This is a genomic window from Pseudoalteromonas sp. S3431 (assembly GCF_000690035.1).
Classification (GTDB): domain Bacteria; phylum Pseudomonadota; class Gammaproteobacteria; order Enterobacterales; family Alteromonadaceae; genus Pseudoalteromonas; species Pseudoalteromonas fuliginea.
Genome location: NZ_JJNY01000022.1, coordinates 49,738 through 69,988, shown reverse-complemented (window position 1 = coordinate 69,988; position 20,251 = coordinate 49,738). Strand labels below are relative to the sequence as shown.

The following is a 20,251-nucleotide window of genomic DNA, read 5'->3' as shown; positions in this document are numbered from 1 at the left end:
TAAATAAAAAATTTTTAACGACGTTATAGTGCAATTTAATTCGTTAAATTGATCAAAGATTTATGCAGGTTGGTATTAGATATAGGATAACTCTTTAAAGTAACAAAAAAGGGCCTTGCGGCCCTTCAACTTTAAATAACAATAGGAGAGTTATTTATTAAAAACGATATTCTGCGCCTATGTAGTAATAAGCACCATTAAAACCAAATGGAGCTGATCGGCGAGAGTATTCAAATACACCGGAGCTGCTTACTACAGTGTTACCGTTAGCATCAACGATTGTGCCTGAACGTGAGTTACCAATTTTGTTTTTGTCTGGGTAAACGTCGAACAGGTTATTAGCACCAATATTCACAGATAAATCTTCTGTTACGAAGTAATTAACTTTAACATCCGTTAATATTTCTGCCGAATAAGTTTGGCTATCACCATCCTCTACGGTGTATTCACCAAAACGATTCAGTGATAAATTAACCGTCCAGTCATCACGTTGATAAAGCGCGCTTAAATTAATGCGATCCTCTGGTTGCCACTCTTCGATGATTGAAATCTCTTGTTCCGAGAATACATCTTCAACCGGCACAGTTTCTAAACCAGAACCTGATGGCGTAAATAACGATACAACATCAGTTTCAGTAAAGTTAGCCGCAAGTGTAAAATCAAGCGTACCGCCTAAGCCTTCTGTATTCCATGTTGCAACAAAATCGATACCACGAGTTTCTGTATCTGCACCATTTAAGAAAAACTGACCAGCGCCTGCACCTGAGCTAACTAAGGCCGCATCTAAGCTTGAAGAAAGCCCTTTACCCAAACGGTTACTAATAACAATACGGTCGTCAATATCAATTGAGTAGTAATCAACTGTTAAATTGATGTTATCTGTCACGTTGTAAACGATACCTAAACTACGGTTTTGAGATTTCTCTTCTTTGAGTTTTGGAATACCTAAACTTTGTGCAAGTGTTGAGTCATTTCTAAATGTCCCTACTTCCTCAGCAACTAATGTACCATTAGGGCCTGTCACGAACTGCGTACTAATATTGTTAAAGTATAGCTGTTGCATAGATGGCGCTCTAAAGCCTGAACTTAATGCACCACGTAATGAAATATCATCTGTAACCGACCAGTTACCCGCTAGTTTAAAGTTAACAGTATCACCAAAACCTTTGTAGTTATCGTAGCGAAGTGCGCCAGATATAATAACATCTTCAATAAAGTAGGCTTCTGCATCCATATAAAATGAAATAACATCGCGTGACTCGTCAACCGACGATGCTGGAGATGAACCACCAAAACCTTGTGTGCCACCAGATGCATCTTCACTGCCTACACCACCACTTAACCCATCGTAAATACTTACGCCATTGTTTGTATCATAATCTCGGTATGCATATTCATTACCTTCTAGGATACGGTATTCGTCAGTACGAATCTCAGCACCCATTGCTAAAGAATAATCATCAAAGTTTTGTGTGAAATCAAGATTGATTGTTTGTAGTGAGAGCTCCATGCCATAAGCGTATGCTTCACGTGGAATAGTTGTACGAATATCAGCTGCACTTAAGCCTTGGTCGTAACGTAAAAAATTAGCGTATGAAGCATTAATTGTGTCACTTGTCGTGTAATCAATGCTGTTTTCACCGTAAGTGTAGGATAAATCTAAGCTAGCATCGTTATCAAATTGTGTCTTATAACCAAAGTTATATGAAATATCATCGATCGTTGTGTTGATTTTTGGTAAAAAACCTAGCGGAATCGTCGCATCATTATCTTGTAGTACTGGATTGCCACCCGCATTTGCATTGTGACGGAAAAATGCAGCTGATTCGTTATCACGCGTTGAATAAGTAATAAAGCCATAAAGCTCGCCATCGCCTAACTCATAACCTGTGTTAATTGTTAAACCAAACTGTTGAGAGTCGGCATCACCAATTCTAAATGTATCTCTGTCTGCGGTCACTTCTCGTGGATCGCCAGCCAGTAAAGTACCGTCACTTAATTCTGTACAACCGTAAAATTGGCATGAACCATGTAAACCAGCACGGTTAGTAGGTGAACGGTCGCGATAGTTAATTGTTGCATTTAAATAACCGTCATCGCCTAGTGCAAAACCTTTGTTAAAATCGACGTTAACTGTTTCGCCATCACCTTCTGAATATTGACCATAATTGATAGCCGCTTTACCGCCTTCACTACCATCTTTAAGTACAATATTAATTACACCGGCAATTGCATCAGAACCATACTGAGCCGCAGCGCCATCACGCAGAACTTCAATACGTTTAATAGCTGACGCAGGTATTGCATTCATGTCAGTACCCGCAGTACCACGTCCTACTGATGTATTAATATGAATAATACTTGCTTGGTGGCGACGTTTACCATTGATCAACACTAACGTTTGATCTGGACCTAAACCACGCAGTGTGGCAGGTCTTAATGCATCGGTACCATCACTAATCGACGAGCTTGAAAAGTTAAATGAAGGGGCAATAGACTGTAACATACGGCCAACTTCTGTTTGGCCCGTATTTTCAAGCGCTTCTGCACTTAGAATATCTACTGGAACGGGTAAATCTTCAACTGAACGTCCCGCTACACGGCTACCGACAATAGCAATTTTTTCAATTTTTTCTTGAGCAACTTCTTCTGCTGCATTCACACCTTGCGAATTTGCCGCAAGTAACGCTGGTAATATAGCTGCACTGACCGCTGAAAGCTTCATCATGTTGTTATCATTCCTGTTGATTTGTTTGAGTTTTATACTCAGTAATCCATTTTGATCAACAACCGCATCGAGCTCAGTTCCACCTAGTAATGCCTGTAAAGCATCAAGTTGGGTATAAAATCCATATACCGAATTTGCATCATACTGCTTAGCTAACTCATAAGAAAACACCACGGTTTGCTCTGTTTGCTTAGCAAATTCAATTAAGGCTTTGTCTGCTCGCTGCGCTTTTATATCAAATTGCACCATTTGCCCAGTGGTTTGCGTCGCGGCTTGTACACTGATGCTAAAAATAGCGGGGACAAGCACACTTAAACCACCCAATAAATACGTATGGTTACTGCGCAACTTATATAAACAGCTGACAAACAAAAATCCTCTATGGTTTTGTTTCTTTTTTTTAATCTTTTTTTTACGTGATATCTTTATAGGTGCAACTTTATCTAACATTAGCTTGATTTGCATAGCTGCTACTTATGATTCTGTATGGCGTTTAAGACTAACTACATGCTCGCCTAAGCGTTCATGATCAATCGAAAAATTAGTTTGTAAGCTCTCAAGTAAGCCAGCTACATCGCCGGCTTTAAATACACCAGCCACTTTAATACTAGCAAGTTCAGCTGACGACAATTCAAAACGCGTTGCGGTATAACGGCTTACTTCATTTAAAGCATCGCTTAATTGTTCACCATTGAAAATTAACATACCATTTTGCCATGCTAAATCGCGCTGAACATCGCCCGCAGAAAGTTGCGTTATCGGCTTTGTTATACTTTGCTCAATAATCGCTTTCTCGCCCGAAGTAACAATATTTGCATTAATTTTGCGAATTTTTTGCGTACTATTATCAGCAAGTTGATATGCTTTAAAATCATTAGCATCTACAGCAACACTTGGGTCGGTGATCATCACTTTACCTTCGGTAACCACAAGTTCTAAATCTGATGAAGTATTGCGTTGCACATTAAATACCGTGCCTAACGCGGTAAAGCTTTTATCACCAGCCATAACACTGAACGGACGCGTCGTATCTTTAGCCACATTAAATCGCCCTTCTCCACGACTGAGTAATAGCTGCCTGCGCCCTTTGCTGTAAGCAACTTCAAGTAAACTATTGGTATTTAACTGAACAATCGTTCCATCGGGTAAAACATAAGTAGCTTGCTCACCTACTTTCGTTTTATAAATTTTAGTATAATTAACTTTAGCAAGTTCTTGGTTATAACCATTTTCTAAATTGATCAGTAAATAGCTACACACCATTAATGCCGCAAATAAACTGGCTGCAATCGAGTAAGAAAACATCCATCTATTTTTAGACTGTTTGCTACTACGGTGCGGGAATAAATGACTTAATTCGTTTAAAACAGATATTTCATCCCAAAGCTGAGCAAGTTCATATACAGCATCTTGATGAGCAGTGCTTTGCATCATCCACAATTTAAATTGCTCTTTTTCGTCAGCACTTAAGCCGCGATCTATTGCACTTATCCAATTACAGGCTTTTTCGAGAATTAAATCTTTTGAGGTAAATTGATGTACGTTGCTCATTTTGAAACCCTCTCTAGGGGTAACGATTGCACTGACATAATACTTGCATCAGGAAGTTCGTGGGTTTTGTCATGCTCTCGCATATACAACATAGTCTGTAGTAATCCTTTGGCAATGTGCTTTTCAACCGTACTTTGACTTAATTGCATCTCGCTCGCTATCTCTTTTTGGCTCATGCCGTATACTTTTTTTAATATAAAACATTTACGAATTGATACACTTAATTGCTCTGTGGCTTTACAAAAAAGTAAAAAGCGCTCTTTAGATGTGTATTCATCTTCTAGCTGCATTGATTTAAGTAATACAGGCAACTCACTGTCTTGCTCAAGGGATTCGTTAAATTTATTATCCCATTTAGCAATATGATTAAGTGCTAAATGCTTTGCTGTTTTAAGCATATAACTGCGAGTAAATTGAATATCTTGCTTTAAGTCAGCTTCATAGCTTTTTACAAATGTTTCTTGCACAATGTCTTCTACGTCATCGGGCTGAACTATTCGAGAGACAAAGCGCTTAAGTTGACTTGAAATATCAACAAATGTTGACGTAAACGTTATTTTTTTCGTCATCCTTAACTAGCACCTGTTGTTATTTTTATTACCTTTAGATTACGAGTTTTGAGCATAAAAACAAGCAAAATGTTAACTTTGGGTTATTTATATGTATTGTTTTTAAAAAGGAAAGTTTATGAGTAAACTTTTAGACTATATACGATTAAGTTTTTTTGCGTGTGGTTTACTTCTAGGTGTGCAAATACCTGCATTTGTGAGTGATTTTGGGCAAGCACTATCAGCCCAATTAATTGAAGCTAATAATGCCGTTGCGCCTTTTAAAAGCGACGCAACTAAGTATTTCAATAATGATTTAAATAAGCTAATAAAACACTATCAAAATATTGATGATGAAATTGTGAACAAAGGGGCAAGTAATATCAGTACTCTTTACGAACGACAGCAAGATTTACAGATAGCCGTAAATAGGTTTGAGAAATCTCCGTATATATTTACTATGATCAGTGGCATGAGCGATATAAAGCAACAAGTATGGCAACGCTTTGAAGGTCAAATCATTTTAAAAAAAGACTCTATTATAGCCGCCATTGTTGCAGCCATAATAGTAGCCTTGCTTGCAGAGCTTACTGGTTATTTGTTTTTAACTGGAGTAAAACGCTCATTTAAACGCTTATTCGCAGCTCAAAAATAGTGATTTCATAAACTCATAAAATACATCGGTTTTACGGGTTGTTAAACTATTTTGCGGACGTAAAAACCAAACCGGTGCATCATCTTGTGCCATTACACCTGGCATTACTTCAACCAAAATACCGTTTTTAAGATCTTCATTAATCGCTATTTTTGACTTAATAGCGATACCATGACCTGCAATAGCAGCTTGTGTCATATTATCGGAGTTTGAAATAGTAAAACGTGTTTTAGCATTAAAGGTATGGATTTTTTTGTGTTCGTCAAAAAGCTTTAACTGGCGTTGCCACGGCAGGCAAACCCAATAATGTTCACTCAATTGCGTTAAATTTTCAGGCATGCCGTACTTTTCTATATAGCTAGGGGCTGCACACAGTATGCGACTATTGTTTACGATTTTACGAGAAAGTAATCCTGAGTCATTTAATTTTCCCACCCTAATTGCAACATCTTGAGCGTCATCAACCACATTTACAAAATGATCCGTTATTAAAAAATCAAGCTTTAGTTCAGGGTAAGCTTGCTCAAACTCATTGAGTTTAGGCATTACGTATTTTGAAAAAACCCATGGGGGCATTGTCACTCTTAGTAAGCCACTTACCGATGAGCTACGCGCACCAATACTATGCTCAGCATCGCGTAAAGCTTCTATTATGGCGCCAACTCGGGTGTAAAATATTTCACCTGCCGGAGATAGGCGTACTCGTCTGCTATCTCTAAAAACAAGCACTGTAGCAAGCTCTCGTTCTAGTTTACTTAAGCGATGGCTCACTGTTGCAGGCGATAAACGCTGCTCGCGGGCAGCAGCAAGTACTCCCTTGTTTTCAACTACAGCTATAAATGTTTCTAGGTCGCTCAAATTATACACAAACTTGCCAATCTCTATTTTCAATGTTTAACATTTTCGAATGAAGCTTTCAGTTTTGCAATGTTTATTTAAATAACTGGAACACTATAATTGTAGATAGTTTAATTATTGAGGTTCAATCATGAGTTTAAAAGCGCAAATAGATGCCTATAACGTACAAAAAGAGGCCAAGTTACCAGCTGACGTTTTAGCATTAATGAACACTACAAACGAAGAGCTTATTGCACAGCATATTAAAGACAATGCGTTGCAAATTGGTCAAAAAGTAGAAAATTTTAGCTTAGCCAACCATAACGGCGAAAACGTTGAGCTTGCGGATTTATTAAAAAAAGGCCCAGTAATTATTAGCTTTTATCGTGGTGGCTGGTGCCCATATTGTAATTTAGAGCTAAAAGCACTTAACGACTACTTACCACAATTTAAAACTCAAAGTGCTCAGTTAGTCGCAATATCACCACAACTTCCTGATGAGACTCTCTCAACTGCACAAAAAAACAACCTTGAATTTGACGTGCTTTGCGATGTGAGCAATAAAGTAGCTGAGCAATTTGGTTTATTATTTACACTTGATGAGCGTATCCAAGCGTTATATACGCAATTTGGTATTGATTTTGAACACTACTACGGCGATAAAAGCTTTAAATTGCCGCTACCGGCTACCTATGTAATAAACCAAGAAGGTGTTATTACATACGCATTTTTAAGCGAAGATTACACCCTACGCGCAGAACCTATTGATGTTATGGCAGCACTTGAATCGGAGAATAATTAATGTCTATTTTAAAATCGTTAAAAACACTCACTCTTTCACTACTTGTGGGCACAAGCCTTGTATCTGGTTACGCCGTAGCTGATGAACCAAAAGAACAAGCAAAACCTAAAGTGCTTATTTTTGATGTAAACGAAACCCTACTTGATTTAACGTCAATGCGCACCTCTATTGGTAAAGCATTAGGCGGACGTGAAGATTTACTACCACTGTGGTTTTCAACTATGCTACACCATTCACTAGTAGATACTGTAAGTGGTAGTTATCATGACTTTGGGCAAATTGGCGTGGCGTCACTCCTCATGGTCGCTCAAAACAACAATATTGATATTACTAGTGAACAAGCTAAAACAGCTATTGTTACACCTCTTTTAACGCTTCCTCCACACAGCGATGTTAAAGAAGGACTGGCGAAACTCAAAGCACAGGGCTATAAATTAGTGAGCCTTACAAATTCTTCAAACAAAGGTGTAAAGGCACAGTTTGAAAGCGCTGGTTTAATATCTTACTTTGATGCACGTTACAGCATTGAAGATATTAAAATTTACAAACCAGACTTACGTGCGTATGAGTGGGTACTTAAAAAGTTAAATGTAGCTCCAAATGAAGCAATGATGGTAGCAGCCCATGGCTGGGATGTTGCTGGTGCTAAAGAAGCGGGTTTGCAAACCACTTTTATAGCACGCCCGGGTAAAGCACTTTATCCATTAGCTAAAAAACCAGATCACGTTGTGAAAGATTTACATGAATTAGCCGCTCTACTTAAATAAGTATGCGCTGATGAATCAATACCCAAGCGGCCAATGTTAGGATGACATTGGCCGCTTTTTTATAACTCCTAGAGCGTGTTGAACTTTACGGTATTTATTCTCATAATCAGCATGTTAAAAAATTGAATGTAAACAAAGTATTTAGCCCGCTATGCGTTATTTTATCTGCTAGCAATTTAGTACTCACAACGCTACTATTAACTAAATACGTGGTGGAGAGTGTAATGAAAAGTCAAAGATTAGGTGAGTTTGAGCAATACTTTCAAATTAATGAAAGTATTAGAGTGAATTTATTAGCTGTGACAAATAAGCAAGTCCCTAAGTCACAACTTGAGCTTGAAGACGATATTCCTCCATTATTTAAATTAGCCAACGAAGTCAGTGAACTCGAACAAAGCTCTTTGCGTCCTCTGCGTAACTTAGGCGATATAGCACAAGAGTTAGCCGCTTTTTTACAAGCACAGTCACGTAAAATAGATTTAATAATGAGCCATATTTTGGCCTCAGAACAAGCCCAAGATAACGCAATCCAATGTGACAGCTATGGCGGTGGCGGTATTCGCTTTACATCACCAGAAGTACACTCAATTGGCCAAGCATTTAGAACAAAACTGTTTTTACATCACGAAGCATCTGCTGTGTACTGTTATACTGAAGTTGTAGCAGTAGAGAAACAAGATAGTGAACATTACCAATACACCCTGCTTTTTACCGCAATTAGAACCACCGACCAAGAACTTATTGTTAGAGCGAGTTTACATGCTCAAACCCGCCAACTTAAAAAACGTCAAGAACTTGAACCAAACCAAGGCGACCTAAACAGTGATAATTAGCTGACATCTTTATGTAAAATGCTAAACTAGCGTCATCTTAATTAGTATATAAAATTCATGAACTTTAGACTTTTACCAGAATGGGCCGAGCAAGACGCCGTTATGCTTACGTGGCCTCATAAAGACACCGATTGGGCCGACAACTTAGCACGTGTAGAACCTGTATATATTGAACTTGCTAAACACATAACAACGCAGCAACAGCTTGTTATTGTGGCGCATAACAGTGCCTTAAAAGTGCATATTACAGCTTTACTAAATAGTGCTAACGTCTCTCTTAATCGTGTTCATTTTGTAGTAACGCCTACTAACGATACATGGGCGCGCGATCATGGTCCGCTTACTTGCGCCGCTATTGATTCACCAGAGCAATTAAAAGTATATGATTTTACTTTTAATGGTTGGGGCAATAAATTTAAAAGCGCATTAGACAATCAAATTAATCGTACTTTGGTAAAAGAGCTAAGTAGCACAAACAACCAATATCAAGCGCTTGATATGGTACTTGAAGGTGGCGGTATTGAAATAAACGAGCACGGTGTGTTGCTAACAACCAGCGAATGTTTGCTTAATAAAAACCGTAACCCTGATTTAAACCCAAATGATATTGAAGCACTTTTAAAAGAGCACTTGGGCGCGACCAGTTTTTTATGGGTTGAACATGGCTATTTAGCGGGCGATGACACCGACAGCCACATTGATACTTTAGTGCGTTTTGCTCCAAATAATACCCTTGTATATGTGCAGTGTGACGATAAAACTGATGAGCACTTTAGCGCACTTGATGCGATGGAAAAACAACTAAAAACCTTTAAAACTGCCGATAACACCCCATATAACTTAATTGAGTTACCGTGGCCAAAAGCCGCTTATGACGATGAGCAAACACGCTTACCGGCTACCTACGCTAACTACTTAATTATTAATAATGCTGTGCTTGTGCCAACGTATAATGATGCCAATGATGAGCGTGCTCTTGCGCAAGTTCAAAAAGCATACCCACAACACACTATTATTGCCGTTAATTGCCAACCAATAATTGAACAATTTGGCAGCCTGCACTGTATTACAATGCAATTACCTCGTGGATTTTTAGCTGGAGCAGCACAATGACAAGCCCTGCAAAATTAACCGTTGCGTTAGTGCAACAAAGCAATACCGATAACGCTCAGGACAATATGGCAAAATCAATGAGTGCCATTCGTGAAGCCGCTCAAAAAGGTGCAAAACTGGTTGTACTTCAAGAGCTACACCGAAGCCTCTATTTTTGCCAAACCGAAAATGTTGACGTATTTGATTTAGCCGAAACCATTCCAGGCCCTAGCAGTAATGCCTTAGGTGAGCTTGCTAAAGAGCTAGGCATTGTTATTGTAGCCTCTTTATTTGAAAAACGCGCTACGGGCCTTTATCACAATACTGCGGTTGTATTAGAGAAAGACGGCAGCATTGCGGGTAAATACCGTAAAATGCATATTCCTGATGACCCAGGTTTTTACGAAAAATTTTACTTTACCCCAGGTGATATCGGTTTTGAGCCTATTCAAACATCGGTGGGTAAATTAGGCGTGCTAGTATGTTGGGATCAATGGTTTCCTGAAGCTGCACGTTTAATGGCAATGGCAGGCGCTGAGATATTAATTTACCCAACCGCTATCGGTTGGGATCCTAACGACAACATTGCTGAGCAAACTCGTCAAAAAGATGCGTGGGTTATTAGCCAGCGTGCTCATGCTGTTGCCAATGGTGTGCCGGTAATTAGTTGTAATCGCGTAGGCCATGAAAGTGACCCAAGCGGACAAAGCGATGGTATTTCGTTTTGGGGAAATTCGTTCATTGCAGGCCCACAAGGTGAACTATTAGCAGAGGCGAATAATACTGATGAGCAAATTTTAGTAGTAGAAATTGATCAAAAACGCTCAGAAAACGTAAGACGTATCTGGCCTTTCTTGCGTGACCGACGAATTGATCACTATAAAGACCTAACAAAAATATACCGAGACTAAGTAAACTTAACTCAAGATGGCTCTTACTTGCTAAGAGCCAACTATAAATGGAGTAATAAATGGCGTTTGAGCAATGGGCAGCCTTGCCTTGGGTAAAATCTCAAAAAGATAAAATTCAATGGGGCCAGCTAAGCGGAAGTGGTTTAAGTATTGCCATTGCTGAAGGCGTTAAACAACAAGACAACTTAGTCTTGATTGTTACGCCTGATACACCAAGCGCACTTCGCCTTGAAACAGAATTAGAATATTTATTACCCGATAACCCAGTCATGGTATTTCCTGATTGGGAAACTCTGCCATACGATCACTTTTCTCCCCATCAAGATATTATTTCAGCCCGTTTAGCCACTTTAAATACCTTAAAAAAAGAACAACAAAGTGTGTTAATTGTGCCTGTATCTACCTTAATGTTGCGCACAGCCCCAGTCTCGTTTATTTACGGTTCAACAATAAACTTTAAAGTGGGCGAAAAGCTAGACACACATAACTTTCGTGACAACTTAGAGCAAGCTGGTTATTTAAATGTTCAACAAGTAATGGAGCACGGCGAATACGCTATACGCGGCTCTATCGTTGACTTATACCCAATGGGTAGCCCGCACCCATTTAGACTCGACTTTTTTGATGACGAACTCGATACCATTCGCTTATTTGATGTAGAAACGCAGCGTTCTGATGAAAAAGTAGATAAAATTGAGCTACTTCCAGCGCATGAATTTCCTACTAACGACGCTGATATTGAACGTTTTAGAATAAGCTACCGTGAAAAATTTGGCGCAAGCTCGCAGCAAGACTCAGTATACATGCAAGTAAGCAAAGGTAACTGGCCTGCAGGTATTGAATACTACATGCCATTATTTTTTGAAAAGCTCGCGACTATTTTTGACTACCTGCCAGATACAACAACTGTTATGCAGCTGGGTGATTTAGAGCATGCGGCAGATAACTTTTGGCACGATGTAAATGTACGCTATGAAAACCGCAGAGTTGACCCACTTCGTCCATTACTTGAACCTAATGCGCTTTATCAGCCTATTGAAGAGCTGTTTTCTAATTTAGGCAATTTTGCACGTATTAGATTATCCCTTGCAAAGCTTGGCACTAAAGCAGGTAATAAAAACTTAAGCGTTAGCGAGCTGCCAGCAATTCGAATAGACCATAAACAGCATGAACCTTATGGCGCGTTTATAAATTATGTAGCAGAACAAAAAAAGAAAAAAGGCCGTATATTACTCAGTGTTGAATCAGATGGTCGTCGTGAATCATTGCTGAGCATTTTAAAACCAAGCGGTTTAAAATTTAAAGAATTTGAAACACTCGAACAATTTACAAAAAGCGCGAGTGACGTAGGCTTAATAGTAAGTCCGCTTGAGCAAAGTGTAGTACTTGGTACTAAACCAAGCCTTTCTATTATTACCGAGCAAGAACTGCTTGGTATAAAAGTATCTCAGCGCAGACGCCGCAAGCACAAGTACGAAGCCAGCCAAGATGCGCTAATCCGTAATTTAGCTGAGCTTAAGGAAGGCCAACCTGTTGTGCATCTCGATCATGGTGTTGGCCGTTATCAGGGTTTGCAAACAATTGATGCTGCAGGTGTAGTTACTGAATTTGTAACAATTACTTACGCAAGTGAAGCTAAACTTTACGTGCCAGTATCTGCATTGCATATGCTTAGTCGTTACTCTGGCGGTGAAGAAGCTAGCGCCCCGCTACATAAGCTTGGCTCAGATGCATGGGAAAAAGCAAAAAAACGTGCGGCTGAAAAAGTTCGTGATGTAGCAGCAGAATTACTCGACATTTATGCACAGCGCCAAGCAAAACCTGGTAATAAATTTACCCTAGACGCCCCTGCATATCGCCAATTTAGCGATAGCTTCCCGTTTGAAGAAACAGACGATCAGCGCAACGCCATAGAAGCAGTGTTAGGCGATATGCAATCAAAACAAGCCATGGACCGCTTAGTGTGTGGTGACGTAGGCTTTGGTAAAACAGAAGTGGCCATGCGCGCTGCTTTTGTAGCAGTTAACGATGATAAGCAGGTAGCTATTTTAGTGCCCACCACCCTGCTGGCTCAACAACACTATGAAAACTTTAAAGACCGCTTTGCTGATTTTCCTATTGAAGTAGGTGTACTTTCGCGTTTTAACTCCACTAAAGAGCAAAAAGACACGCTTGAGAAAATGGCCAACGGTAAGCTCGATATAGTTATTGGTACGCATAAACTTATTCAACATGACATTAAGTTTAACGATTTAGGCTTGTTAATTGTGGATGAAGAGCATCGCTTTGGTGTTCGCCAAAAAGAGAAAATTAAAGCACTGCGCGCTGACGTAGACATACTCACACTGACTGCAACGCCAATACCTCGTACACTTAACATGGCCATGAGCGGCATGCGCGATTTATCAATAATCGCAACGCCGCCTGCTAAACGTTTAGCGGTAAAAACCTTTGTGCGTCAACGCGATGTAGAACTAATACGCGAAGCAGTACTGCGAGAAATTAAACGCGGTGGCCAAGTTTACTTTTTGCATAACAATGTAGAAACTATTGAGCGTGTTGCACAAGAAATTAGTGAATGGGTGCCGGAAGCGAGTGTGACTACAGCTCATGGCCAAATGCGCGAGCAAGAGCTTGAGCAAATAATGACTGACTTTTATCATCAAAAATACAACGTGCTGGTATGTACCACAATTATCGAAACAGGTATCGATGTACCTACGGCCAATACCATTATTATGGATAGAGCAGATAAACTCGGCCTTGCGCAATTACACCAATTACGTGGGCGAGTGGGTCGAAGCCACCATCAAGCGTATGCCTACCTACTAACAGGTGACCCTAAAGCGCTTTCTAAAGATGCGAGCAAACGCTTACAAGCAATCGAATCGTTAGAAGATTTAGGTGCAGGTTTTGCCCTCGCTACACACGATTTAGAAATACGTGGTGCGGGTGAGTTACTTGGCGATGATCAATCAGGTCAAATGCAAACCATCGGCTTTAGTTTGTATATGGAAATGCTCGAACAAGCAGTAAATGCGCTGCGCGAAGGTAAAGAACCAACGCTTGAAAACCTACTTCAAAAACAAACCGAAGTAGATTTAAAACTGGCTGCATTATTACCTGATGACTACATACACGATGTAAATGCACGCTTAGGTATGTACAAGCGCGTTGCTAGTTGTGCTAACCTTGATGATATGGATGAACTACAGGTCGAGCTGATAGACCGTTTTGGTTTACTGCCTGATGCTGCTAAAAACTTATTTAGCCTGCAGCAACTTAAAATGCAAGCCAGTAATTTAGGCATTACAAAAATTGAAGCGAACCCTAAAGGCGGTTACTTTGAGTTTAGCCAAGATACCAAGGTTAACCCTAGCTTCATCATTGGCTTGATACAAAGTGCGCCTAAGGTGTACAAAATGGATGGCGCAAATAAACTGCGCTTTGCAATTAGTGAGGCAAATGCCCGCGAACGCTTAAAAATGGTCACTGCAATGATTGCAGATTTCGAAAAAAAGGTTAGCCATTAATGTTGCTAAAAAAATCGCTTGTTGTTTTATGCTGCTTATTTAGCAGCACTGCATTTGCAGAGCGTTGGTTTGAGGTTGAGGTGCTTGTATTTAAACAACTCCCCGCCCCTTACTTACAAGAAGACTTTAGCCTTAAACACAAAGCTATCGAAGATAAGAACACCCTAGACTTACTAACACCTCTTTATAAAGAGCAAGCAATGCAAGCGTGTATTGATGGTGACGTTCGTTTTCAAAAACGCTCATTTACCGACTCTTTAGTTAATCTAAATCCACAGTCGAATGTGTGTGACGATAGTATTGACTATATACAAAGCTACGATGAACTCCCGGTAACGCCAATTGCTGAAACGCAAGAAACTATGGAACAAACCTACCTCTTATCACCTGAACAATTACAGTTTAAAACTCAATACACAGAGCTTGTACGAAAAGGATTAACACCTATTCTGCATACTGGTTGGCGCTTTGAAGAAGCGAGTAAGTCCCGTGCACCAAGCGTGCGCTTAATTGCAGGTAAACATATAAGAAATAACATAAACACCATTCCTAGCTACTCAAACCCCGATTTTATCAGCTTACTAAACTCCCAACCTAAGCTATTTAACGATCCAGATAAACTAAACGTTAATTGGGAATTAGAGGGCTTATTTAAAATCCATCTACGTCATTATCTCTACATAACAGCCGATTTTGATATCAGTCAAAAGCTAGAAAATGGCGACATAGAATCAGCCCGCTTTTCACAGTTTAGACGTGTGATAAGCAGCGAGATTCATTACTTTGATCATCCTCGTATGGGAATGATTGTACAAATAAGAAAATTTAATCATTAATCGTATTTACCAAATAGGAAATAACAATGAAAAAACTCCTCATTATTGTGGCTACACTTAGCCTTGCAGCTTGTTCAAAAGTAAGCTTAGAGAATTACGAAAAAATAGAAATCGGAATGGATAAAACTGAAGTAGAAACACTATTAGGTAGTGCGGATAACTGTGTAGAAAAAACACTTCATACTAATTGCGTTTGGGGTGATGAGACTAAAAATATAGAAATCACATTAGTATCAGATAAAGTAACTTTATACAGTAAGCACGGTTTAACTAAATAGACGTATACTTATAGAAAAAGGAGGGCAGATTTAAGTCTGCCCTCCTTTTTTATACTAATTGCATTAAATTAGTGAGTTATTTAATTCGCTAGAATGATCATGTTTTTAATAAAAGGCGTATTATTTTGTAGAATAAATAAGTTCTATATTAACTATTTTACTGCGATTAAGGGTGATTTTATAACGTTGGTAAAGCTTTTTATCCTCTTCAGTTAACACCAGCACCATGTTTAATTGATAACGCCTTTCTACTGCCTGCTTAGAAATTTTATTACTGTCTAAATGATATAACTTGCCCTCTCCCCGCTTTAAGTAACGTGCAAACGGTGCAAGGTTAAAATGTAATGTTTGCTGTAGCGTATCGTAACCTGGTAAAAATTCTTTTGCGCTTACACGCGTTTCACTTGCAAAATGCAACCACTGAGCCGCTTGTTTATTTTGCTGACGACGTTTTGAAAAGATAGATTTAACTTCTTTAGGGATTTTTTTAAAACGTGTGTATTCGAGCCAAATAAACTGACTCGCTATTTTATCTTTAGTAATGCTATTTTTAAAACTAAATCGCCATTTAGGTCTACCCTGCACAATAGCCCGCCAGATTACACGTGTTATGTCTTCTTTAAATATTTCTCGTAAGCCATAGATCAGCCCTAAAATCAAAATAAGGGTTGCAGTTACTTCTGTAAAACTTGAGCGCGCGTTTAATATTACCACCATCACAAAAGCCATTATAACGGCCGTCACTGTGCCTTTAACCAAACGTTTTAGATAGCTATTCAAAAATCGCGTTTGCCGCTGTAATATAACGCCATGCTCAATTAAGCGTTGTAGCAAGCGCATCTTATTCGTTATTCGATTAGCATCTTGCATGGTGGTTTCAGAATTATAATTTTTATCAGCGCGGTACGTATTTTCATTTTTACAAAATTGTAGTAACTCATTACGTTCTTTTGCATAATCGCTGCTACGTGGGCCTTCATCTAAAAGCTTTAAAAAAGATTGCTCAACATGCCAACTCAAGTAATTATCGGCATTGGTAAAAAATGGCAGTAACTTTTCATCATCAGGCGTATATCGACGCAGCTTTTTTAAAAGTCCTTCACTTTGTTCGTACACTTCATTGGCGCGTTTATAAAAATCATCAGCCTCGCTAATTTTTAACGCATCTTTTATATCGGCGTCGAGTGCTAAACGTACTTGGTAACAGAATAAATTAAGATTTTGCCGGTAATCTTGCTGTTCGCCTTTGTTTTTACTAACGAAACGACTTCGCACCAAGGGCAAATGAATATTATTAGCGTTATACGCTAAGTGCGATTTAAAATGGTTATTAAAGTAGGATTCTTCAGTGAGGGTTTGCGGATTAATCCCCATTTCGTTCGGAATCGAAAAGTACAGATCAATACGCTGCTCAGAACGGGGGTTCAGTTCTGGTTCAATGACAAAAGATAAGTTTTCGTCTTGTTTTAACAATCAGTTCTCCTTCTAATTTACTCTTTAAGTGTACTTGCCTCCTTCGTTTTGTTCAATAAAAAAGGCCCAGTAAATACTGAGCCTTAATGAATTTATATTACTAATTAAAGTTTAATATTAACACCAGCAAATAAACGGCGACCTAGTACATCGTATGTAAATGGGTCAGTGTTTGAGTCATTGTTACCTGAGTAATACGGTGGCTCTTTGTCAAACATGTTATTAACACCAGCAGAAACGGTCAATACATCATTGATCATGTAAGATGCGCTAATGTCGTGGTATACAACTGATGGTGTAGTTGGTGCATAACAGCTATCATCGCTAACACATGCAAAGCTATCCATACCCGCTATGTAACGAGCTTCGTAAGTAGCATCCCAGTTATCGCCTTTAACTTTTAAGCTAAAGTTTGACTTAATGTCTGCGTAACCACCTGAACCACTGGTAATTAATCCTGAATAATCTACGATAGCACCAGTATCAACAACATACTCATCTAAGTAAGTTGTATCTAGGCCTGCTTTCCACGCTAAACCTAACGCATCAAATGAGTAGTTAAGGTTTAAATCGATACCAGATGTTTTCTCTGAACCAATGTTACGTAGTTGGTTATTGAAAACAATACGGCCATCAGCTTGGAATACGGCTGAAGTACTAGTACATACATCATTAGAGCTACTATTTGCATTACCAATACATTGGTCAACTACAAATTGGTTGTTGTAAGTAGAAATAGCATTTTCGATTTCAATGTCGTAGTAATCTACTGTCATTGAGAAACCTTCAAACCATTCTGGCTCATATACAACACCAAATGTAAGCGTATCAGCTTCTTCAGGTGTTAGGTTTTGGTTACCACCAACAGTTACTTCTGCTTGGCTATCAGCACCTGGGTAACTAACTTGCTCGTACGATGGCGCGTTACCTGAATAAAGCTCATCTACAGTTGGTGCACGGAATGCTGTAGAACGAACACCACGTAGCATTAGTTCATCATTTACACGCCAAGTTAAGCCTAGTTTCCAAGTTTCATCTGAACCGAATGTGCTGTAATCAAACGCACGAATCGCTGCACTTAGTTCGATAGAATCAGCAAAAGATGCATCAGCTAATAAAGGAATTGCAAATTCAACAAACGCTTCATTTACATCAAAGCCACCGCTTGTTGGATCTACACGAGGGTCATTGCCTAAACCTTGTGCTGCAATTGAATCAGGTGTGTACCAAGCTTTTTCTTGACGGTGTTCAACACCGGCTGCAAATGCTGCATAGCCAGCAGGCATTTCAAATAGTTCACCTGAAAGTGATGCCGCTAGGATAAATAACTGGCTGCCACCTGAGTTTTGTTCTGTGTAAATATACTCTTGTACATTTGACTGAGCCCAAGCTGCTTCATCTAACGGATTAAATGTACCGGCTTCAATTGCAGAATTAATTGCAGAAACATTGTGTAAGTTACTCATTTTATCTACAGAGTCGTTACGACCAAAGTTTGCAGAAAAATCCCAAGAGTAATCGCTAATTTCACCTTCAGCGCCTAGCACGATACGAACGGTATCAACCGTTTGAGATAAATCACGCGTACCACTTTCAGCCATACGACGACGGTAGCTAATCTTGTCATTGTAAGCGTAGTTAGTTGCTGTAGTTACGTAATTATCATCTGCATCTTTTACAAATGCATTATTAGCAACTTGACGTTTATCATAAGTTTGGCTTAATAAACTATCACCCATGCTATCAGCATAAGTAAAACCAAAATTAATAGGTTGCGGTGCTAATTGTTGCTCAGACCAACGCTTGGTATAAGTAAATTCACTGAAAAGCCTAGTATCATCACTTATTTCATATTTACCAACACCTGTAATGTTTAAACGTTCCATAGGTGTGTATAAGTAGCTCTTTGCTGCATAGTTATATGCATCAGCTGCATCGGTAAAGCGATGTAAGCTACCACCAAGTCCGCTTAAGCCGCTATCATTTGCAACGCCTTGTTGTTCTATTTCGCCATCACTGTTTACTATGCCAGCAGTGTTTACGTTGTAAATGTGTCCGCCTTCGCTGAACGAAGAACCACCACAGTAAAGACCATTGTCGCCTTCAAATAATGGGCAATTTGAAAAACCACGATCAGCTTGGCTTGCTTCTCCACGATTAGTGTACTGCGCACCAAAAACGATATTACCTTTATCGAATGAAGTACCTACAGTAAAGTCAATCGACGTTTCAGATGCATCATGTTTAGATGTCATTGCTGAATTAACGTTTAAATCTAACCCTTCAAAATCATTTTTAAGAATGATATTTACTACACCTGCAACCGCATCTGTGCCGTATACAGCTGAAGCACCGTCTTTAAGCACTTCAATTTGTTTGATCATTGATACTGGAATAGTGTTCAAATCAACAGTTGATGAAGCGCCAGTACCTGAGTTGATCATACGACGACCATTTACAAGCACTAAAGTACGCTGTGAACCTAAGCCACGAAGATCAATAGATGCATTACCGCCTGAACCATTGTTCACGCCAGGATTAGTCATTGCACCGCCAGTGGCTGTCATTTGTTGAAGCACACTGTCTACAGATGTTGCGCCAGAAGCTCTGATTTCATCTGCGCCAATTAGCGTTACTGGGCTAGCGGTTTCCATGTCAGAACGCTTAATGCGAGAACCCGTAATTTGAATCTTTTCGATTGATTTTGCTCCTTCGTCAGCCGCTAAAACTTGCACACTTGAGAACATCGGGATTGCTGCGATTACAGCTAAACCAAGAGTTGATTTTTTCATTAAAGAACCCTACTTGTTGGAAATTTACCGTGATTGGTAATGCTCACTTGTTATAAGAATAGTGAGTCAGGTCGGCAACTTAGGCGCTTTTAACTGAACGAAAACTTAACGAGCGGTCAGATTTTAATTTCCGTAAAAATAGAATAACCAGTAAAGGTACACACGTTACAGATTGTTTCATTGTTAATTAATAAATACACATAAATATCAGTGATTTATATGATTTATGATACATTCGAAAAACATCTGAAATCAAAGTGATTCACTTTGTAATCAAATGTAATTAGTGGAAAAATATCCCGATATTTGATTAATTAACAAGTTAATCACAGCGCATTATTAAAACCGCAAAACTAAATGTTAATTACTAACCATATTTATGCAGAATGAGCGATTAATTAGTCTTATTTAGCTGCTTAGGAGGCGTTTCAGGAGAAATTTTTTATTCAGGAAACATTAAAAATTGAACTTTTTAAAATCACATCAAAAGTAAATATAATTTTAGCCATGGCTTACTTTTAGATATTTATTTTAAGAGCATACATTTACTTTTTAGCTTAAGTAAAAGCCTGTTTCGTACCGTTGCTTTATAGATAGCTGACAATAATTATTAAA

The 20,251-nt window shown here is 39.0% G+C and carries 15 protein-coding genes; 9 read left to right on the top strand and 6 right to left on the bottom strand.

What is annotated here, in order from left to right; translation table 11 throughout:
- Positions 1-157: 157 nt before the first annotated feature.
- The 3 genes from DO88_RS13085 to DO88_RS13095 are packed head-to-tail and all read right to left on the bottom strand — an operon-like array spanning position 158 to position 4,848.
- The gene (locus DO88_RS13085; protein ID WP_033038445.1) at positions 158-3,193 is read right to left on the bottom strand and encodes a TonB-dependent receptor plug domain-containing protein; all 3,036 of its coding nucleotides are present in this window, start codon (positions 3,191-3,193) and stop codon (positions 158-160) included.
- Between the two features lie 9 nt (positions 3,194-3,202).
- The gene (locus tag DO88_RS13090; RefSeq protein ID WP_007375284.1) at positions 3,203-4,279 is read right to left on the bottom strand and encodes a FecR family protein; all 1,077 of its coding nucleotides are present in this window, start codon (positions 4,277-4,279) and stop codon (positions 3,203-3,205) included.
- The gene (locus DO88_RS13095) at positions 4,276-4,848 is read right to left on the bottom strand and encodes a sigma-70 family RNA polymerase sigma factor (protein ID WP_008139190.1); all 573 of its coding nucleotides are present in this window, start codon (positions 4,846-4,848) and stop codon (positions 4,276-4,278) included. Before DO88_RS13095 ends, DO88_RS13090 begins: the two co-directional genes overlap by 4 nt.
- A gap of 118 nt (positions 4,849-4,966) precedes the next feature.
- Here DO88_RS13095 and DO88_RS13100 point away from each other — a divergent pair, with 118 nt between their 5' ends.
- On the top strand, positions 4,967-5,482 hold the full coding sequence (locus tag DO88_RS13100; protein ID WP_007375286.1) for a DUF2937 family protein: 516 nt from the start codon (positions 4,967-4,969) through the stop codon (positions 5,480-5,482).
- On the opposite strand, the gene DO88_RS13105 is transcribed toward DO88_RS13100, so the two are convergent.
- Positions 5,462-6,349, bottom strand: a complete 888-nt coding sequence (locus DO88_RS13105) for a LysR family transcriptional regulator (protein ID WP_033038443.1) — start codon at positions 6,347-6,349, stop codon at positions 5,462-5,464. The two genes, DO88_RS13100 and DO88_RS13105, sit on opposite strands and share 21 nt — an antisense overlap.
- Before the next feature lie 121 nt (positions 6,350-6,470).
- Here DO88_RS13105 and DO88_RS13110 point away from each other — a divergent pair, with 121 nt between their 5' ends.
- The 8 genes from DO88_RS13110 to DO88_RS13145 all read left to right on the top strand — a co-directional run bounded on the left by DO88_RS13110 (position 6,471) and on the right by DO88_RS13145 (position 15,371).
- Positions 6,471-7,121, top strand: coding sequence for a peroxiredoxin-like family protein (locus DO88_RS13110; protein ID WP_033038440.1), 651 nt, complete (start codon positions 6,471-6,473; stop codon positions 7,119-7,121).
- Positions 7,121-7,888 carry a haloacid dehalogenase type II gene (locus tag DO88_RS13115; RefSeq protein WP_033038438.1) on the top strand — a complete coding sequence of 256 codons (768 nt, stop codon included), beginning with the start codon at positions 7,121-7,123 and terminating at the stop codon, positions 7,886-7,888. The genes DO88_RS13110 and DO88_RS13115 overlap by 1 nt, the downstream gene beginning before the upstream one ends.
- A 224-nt stretch (positions 7,889-8,112) precedes the next feature.
- The gene (locus tag DO88_RS13120; RefSeq protein WP_033038446.1) at positions 8,113-8,721 is read left to right on the top strand and encodes a PilZ domain-containing protein; all 609 of its coding nucleotides are present in this window, start codon (positions 8,113-8,115) and stop codon (positions 8,719-8,721) included.
- A 57-nt stretch (positions 8,722-8,778) separates the two neighbouring features.
- On the top strand, positions 8,779-9,834 hold the full coding sequence (locus tag DO88_RS13125) for an agmatine deiminase family protein (protein WP_033038436.1): 1,056 nt from the start codon (positions 8,779-8,781) through the stop codon (positions 9,832-9,834).
- Positions 9,831-10,724, top strand: coding sequence for a carbon-nitrogen hydrolase (locus DO88_RS13130; RefSeq protein ID WP_033038434.1), 894 nt, complete (start codon positions 9,831-9,833; stop codon positions 10,722-10,724). The genes DO88_RS13125 and DO88_RS13130 overlap by 4 nt, the downstream gene beginning before the upstream one ends.
- Before the next feature lie 59 nt (positions 10,725-10,783).
- Complete coding sequence (gene mfd, locus DO88_RS13135) at positions 10,784-14,257, top strand: transcription-repair coupling factor (RefSeq protein ID WP_033038432.1); 3,474 nt, start codon at positions 10,784-10,786, stop codon at positions 14,255-14,257.
- Positions 14,257-15,093, top strand: coding sequence for a peptidoglycan binding protein CsiV (locus DO88_RS13140; RefSeq protein WP_033038431.1), 837 nt, complete (start codon positions 14,257-14,259; stop codon positions 15,091-15,093). The genes mfd and DO88_RS13140 overlap by 1 nt, the downstream gene beginning before the upstream one ends.
- A 26-nt stretch (positions 15,094-15,119) precedes the next feature.
- The gene (locus DO88_RS13145; RefSeq protein ID WP_007375295.1) at positions 15,120-15,371 is read left to right on the top strand and encodes a hypothetical protein; all 252 of its coding nucleotides are present in this window, start codon (positions 15,120-15,122) and stop codon (positions 15,369-15,371) included.
- A gap of 120 nt (positions 15,372-15,491) precedes the next feature.
- Here the strand turns inward: DO88_RS13145 and DO88_RS13150 are convergent, their stop codons facing one another.
- Together DO88_RS13150 and DO88_RS13155 are read right to left on the bottom strand one after the other, a co-directional pair.
- Positions 15,492-16,844 (bottom strand): hypothetical protein, encoded by a 1,353-nt coding sequence (locus DO88_RS13150; RefSeq protein WP_007375296.1) that lies wholly within the window; start codon positions 16,842-16,844, stop codon positions 15,492-15,494.
- A 104-nt stretch (positions 16,845-16,948) separates the two neighbouring features.
- A complete protein-coding gene (locus DO88_RS13155) occupies positions 16,949-19,636 on the bottom strand; it encodes a TonB-dependent receptor (protein WP_033038428.1) in 2,688 nt (895 codons plus the stop codon).
- Between the last annotated feature and the right edge of the window lie 615 nt (positions 19,637-20,251).

Excerpts from the sequence above, each read along its gene's own strand:
- DO88_RS13085 (WP_033038445.1), bottom strand. The coding sequence starts at position 3,193 with ATGCAAATCAAGCTAATGTTAGATAAAGTTGCACCTATAAAGATATCA.
- DO88_RS13125 (WP_033038436.1), top strand. The coding sequence starts at position 8,779 with ATGAACTTTAGACTTTTACCAGAATGGGCCGAGCAAGACGCCGTTATG.
- DO88_RS13130 (WP_033038434.1), top strand. The coding sequence starts at position 9,831 with ATGACAAGCCCTGCAAAATTAACCGTTGCGTTAGTGCAACAAAGCAAT.
- DO88_RS13090 (WP_007375284.1), bottom strand. The coding sequence starts at position 4,279 with ATGAGCAACGTACATCAATTTACCTCAAAAGATTTAATTCTCGAAAAA.
- DO88_RS13155 (WP_033038428.1), bottom strand. The coding sequence starts at position 19,636 with ATGAAAAAATCAACTCTTGGTTTAGCTGTAATCGCAGCAATCCCGATG.
- mfd (WP_033038432.1), top strand. The coding sequence starts at position 10,784 with ATGGCGTTTGAGCAATGGGCAGCCTTGCCTTGGGTAAAATCTCAAAAA.
- DO88_RS13120 (WP_033038446.1), top strand. The coding sequence starts at position 8,113 with ATGAAAAGTCAAAGATTAGGTGAGTTTGAGCAATACTTTCAAATTAAT.
- DO88_RS13115 (WP_033038438.1), top strand. The coding sequence starts at position 7,121 with ATGTCTATTTTAAAATCGTTAAAAACACTCACTCTTTCACTACTTGTG.
- DO88_RS13095 (WP_008139190.1), bottom strand. The coding sequence starts at position 4,848 with ATGACGAAAAAAATAACGTTTACGTCAACATTTGTTGATATTTCAAGT.
- DO88_RS13110 (WP_033038440.1), top strand. The coding sequence starts at position 6,471 with ATGAGTTTAAAAGCGCAAATAGATGCCTATAACGTACAAAAAGAGGCC.
- DO88_RS13140 (WP_033038431.1), top strand. The coding sequence starts at position 14,257 with ATGTTGCTAAAAAAATCGCTTGTTGTTTTATGCTGCTTATTTAGCAGC.
- DO88_RS13100 (WP_007375286.1), top strand. The coding sequence starts at position 4,967 with ATGAGTAAACTTTTAGACTATATACGATTAAGTTTTTTTGCGTGTGGT.
- DO88_RS13145 (WP_007375295.1), top strand. The coding sequence starts at position 15,120 with ATGAAAAAACTCCTCATTATTGTGGCTACACTTAGCCTTGCAGCTTGT.